Origin of the sequence: uncultured Enterovirga sp. (assembly GCF_964242715.1) — a bacterium.
Taxonomy (GTDB): domain Bacteria; phylum Pseudomonadota; class Alphaproteobacteria; order Rhizobiales; family Beijerinckiaceae; genus Enterovirga.
Genome location: NZ_CAXTAZ010000107.1, coordinates 1 through 2,752, shown reverse-complemented (window position 1 = coordinate 2,752; position 2,752 = coordinate 1). Strand labels below are relative to the sequence as shown.

The 2,752-nt window shown below is 66.4% G+C and carries 3 protein-coding genes; 1 reads left to right on the top strand and 2 read right to left on the bottom strand.

Going from position 1 to position 2,752, the window contains the following annotated elements:
- Window positions 1-272: 272 nt before the first annotated feature.
- Together ACFE87_RS24745 and gstA are read right to left on the bottom strand one after the other, a co-directional pair.
- Window positions 273-1,289, bottom strand: a complete 1,017-nt coding sequence (locus ACFE87_RS24745; protein ID WP_375462316.1) for an LLM class flavin-dependent oxidoreductase — start codon at window positions 1,287-1,289, stop codon at window positions 273-275.
- A 203-nt stretch (window positions 1,290-1,492) separates the two neighbouring features.
- Complete coding sequence (gene gstA, locus ACFE87_RS24740; RefSeq protein WP_375462315.1) at window positions 1,493-2,110, bottom strand: glutathione transferase GstA; 618 nt, start codon at window positions 2,108-2,110, stop codon at window positions 1,493-1,495.
- Between the two features lie 134 nt (window positions 2,111-2,244).
- On the opposite strand from gstA, the gene ACFE87_RS24735 reads away from it, so the two are divergent.
- On the top strand, window positions 2,245-2,688 hold the full coding sequence (locus ACFE87_RS24735) for a winged helix-turn-helix transcriptional regulator (protein ID WP_375462314.1): 444 nt from the start codon (window positions 2,245-2,247) through the stop codon (window positions 2,686-2,688).
- Window positions 2,689-2,752: the final 64 nt, after the last annotated feature.

Below are 2,752 nucleotides of genomic sequence, written 5' to 3'. Positions count from 1 at the left end.
CTGAGGCCGTGAGAATGGGCGACGCTGGCCGCATGCAGGCCTGGGCCGGCCAATCTGCTGCCCTGGCAAGAGCGGAGCCCGCAGGTGACGTCGTGCAAAGGCTCTGGACCGAGGCTCGCGCCATTCTCACCTGAGGCTTCGAGAGATATCCAGACCTATCGATCGGAAGGGACTCCGGCCCGAAGGGCGGATCTAACATCGGCTTTCGGGCAGGCACCTGGAGTCCGCTCCTAGCGCAGCTGAGACGCTGGCGCGCAAATGACTGCCCTACTTCAGCGCCAACCCAGCGCAGGCGCTACGTGGGTCAGGATGGCCTCGATCACGTGGGCGTTGTAGGCGACGCCGAGCTGGTTCGGCACGGTCAGGAGCAGCGTGTCGGCCTCCGCGATCGCCTCGTCGGCGCGCAGCTCCTCGATCAGCCGGTTGGGCTCGGCGGCGTAAGACCGGCCGAAGATCGCCCGCATGTCGTCGATGATGCCGATCTGGTCGCCGCCCCGGTCCCGCCCGAAATAGGCGCGGTCGCGATCGTCCACGAGGGCGAAGATCGAGCGCGAGACCGAGACGCGCGGCGCGCGGCCGTGGCCGGCCTTGTCCCAGGCCTCGCGGTAGAGGCGGATCTGCTTCGCCTGCTGGACGTGGAACGGCTCGCCGCTCTCGTCGGCCTTGAGCGTCGAACTCTGCAGGTTCATCCCGCGCTCTGCGGCCCAGACCGCCGTGGCATTCGAGGCCGAGCCCCACCAGATCCGCTCCCGCAGCCCTTCGGAATGCGGTTCGATCCGCAGGAGGCCCGGCGGGTTCGGAAACATGGGCCTGGGGCTCGGGCGTGCGAAGCCTTCGCCGCGCAGCACGTCCAGGAAGGCCTCCGCGTGACGACGCCCCATGTCGGCGTCGGTCTCGCCCTCGGCCGGCGCGAAGCCGAAATGGCGCCAGCCCTCGATCACCTGCTCGGGCGACCCGCGGCTGATCCCGAGCTGCAGCCGGCCGTCGGCGATGAGGTCGGCCGAGCCCGCATCCTCGGCCATGTAGAGCGGGTTCTCGTAGCGCATGTCGATGACGCCGGTGCCGATCTCGATGCGCCGGGTCCTGGCGCCGATCGCGGCGAGCAGCGGGAAGGGCGAGGCGAGCTGGCGCGCGAAATGGTGGACGCGGTAATAGGCGCCATCGGCGCCGAGTTCCTCGGCGGCGACGGCCAGCTCGATGGATTGCAGGAGAACGTCGGCGGCGGAGCGCGTCCCGGACTGGGGCGAGGGCGACCAATGGCCGAACGACAAAAAACCTATCTTCTTCATGATATTGGCCTAACCAAAAAGGGGAGCGCAGTGGAGCCTGGCGATCCAACCTGCGAGGTCGGCTGGCCGATAAGCCCGCTTCCGGCCTGGTGCGCTTGGGAAGCGATACATGCACTCACCCCGACGGCCGTGGCGACTCCACGTCGGACAGCGACATCGAGAGAGGTGAGCGGCCAGCCTAACGCCGGCCGCCCGCAGATGCGTCAGGCCGCCTTCGGCAGCCGCTCGGCGGCCATCGCGGCCTGGACAGCGGCGCGGGTGCTGACGCGCTGACTGAACTCGTTGAGGCGCGACCAACGGGCAAGGTCGACGCCAAGTTTCGGCGCCCAACTCAGCACCACGAAGACATAGGCGTCAGCGACCGTGAAATCCGGGCCGGTGAGGTAGGGGCGTCCGTCGGCGAGCGCATTTTCGACCACGTCGAGCTTGCGGCCGATATTTGCAACTGCCGCCTCGCGCGCCTCGGCCGCAAGCGCCGGATTGAAGAGTGGCCCAAACGCTTTGTGCAGCTCGGCCGAGATGAAGTTCAGGTGCCCGTTGAGCCGCGCTCGCTCGACGGTGCCTGCGAGGGGCGCGAGCCTGCCGGGTGCGTGCTTGTCCGCGAGATACTGAACGATGGCCGCGCCCTCGGTCAGGACCTCGCCGTCATCGAGCTGAAGCGCCGGGACGTAGCCCTTCGGGTTGATGGCGGTGAAATCCGCGCCAGATTCGGTTCTCTTGGTCTTGAGGTCGACAGCTTCAAGCGTGAAGGGGAGGCCGAGCTCGCGCAACACGATATGCGGCGAGAGCGAGCAGGCGCCCGGGGAGTAGAAGAGCTTCATGGGTGTCTCCAGTTGCGATGTGACGGAGAGGTAGAAGGGACCGTAACTTTTTGAAACCGGGTAACTTCCGGTGACCGACGCTTTTCAGTATCGTCGGAGAAACTAGGTTGCTGTCTCGTACCCAGGTGAGTGTGATGGCTCTGAAGCTGAGGAAGAAGGTTCCGCCGCCGCCGGGCTGTCCGATGTCGGCCTGCATGAGTCTGCTCGGCGGGGTCTGGACGCCGGAGATCATCTGGAACGTGAGCGAGGGGCCGCGCCGCTTCTCCGAGCTGCGCCGCGCGATGCCGGCGATTTCGGCCAAGGTGCTAAGCGGGCGGTTGAAGGACCTCGAAGAACGCGGCGTTCTCTCCCGCGCCGTGCTGCCGACGACCCCGCCAAGCGTGGAATATGCCCTGACGGATCTCGGCGAGGATCTTATCCCGGCTATCCGGGCGATCGTCGAGGTCGGCTCGAAGTTGCATCTCCGGATAACATCGGAGGCGGCGAGCTGCGCGGCTCAGGGAGAACCTCTTCCTGAGAAGATCGTGCCTCTGCCGAAAGTGGAAACCGCGAATGTCAGGTTGTGGGCGAGTACCTGACGTCCGGAGTTGCCGCACAGCGGAATCAGGACACGCTCGACGCAAAGTTCCAGAGTAAACGCTT

What these genes read in the sequence shown, in the direction of transcription:
- ACFE87_RS24745 (WP_375462316.1), bottom strand. Translation starts at nt 1,289, where the DNA reads ATGAAGAAGATAGGTTTTTTGTCGTTCGGCCATTGGTCGCCCTCGCCC.
- gstA (WP_375462315.1), bottom strand. Translation starts at nt 2,110, where the DNA reads ATGAAGCTCTTCTACTCCCCGGGCGCCTGCTCGCTCTCGCCGCATATC.
- ACFE87_RS24735 (WP_375462314.1), top strand. Translation starts at nt 2,245, where the DNA reads ATGGCTCTGAAGCTGAGGAAGAAGGTTCCGCCGCCGCCGGGCTGTCCG.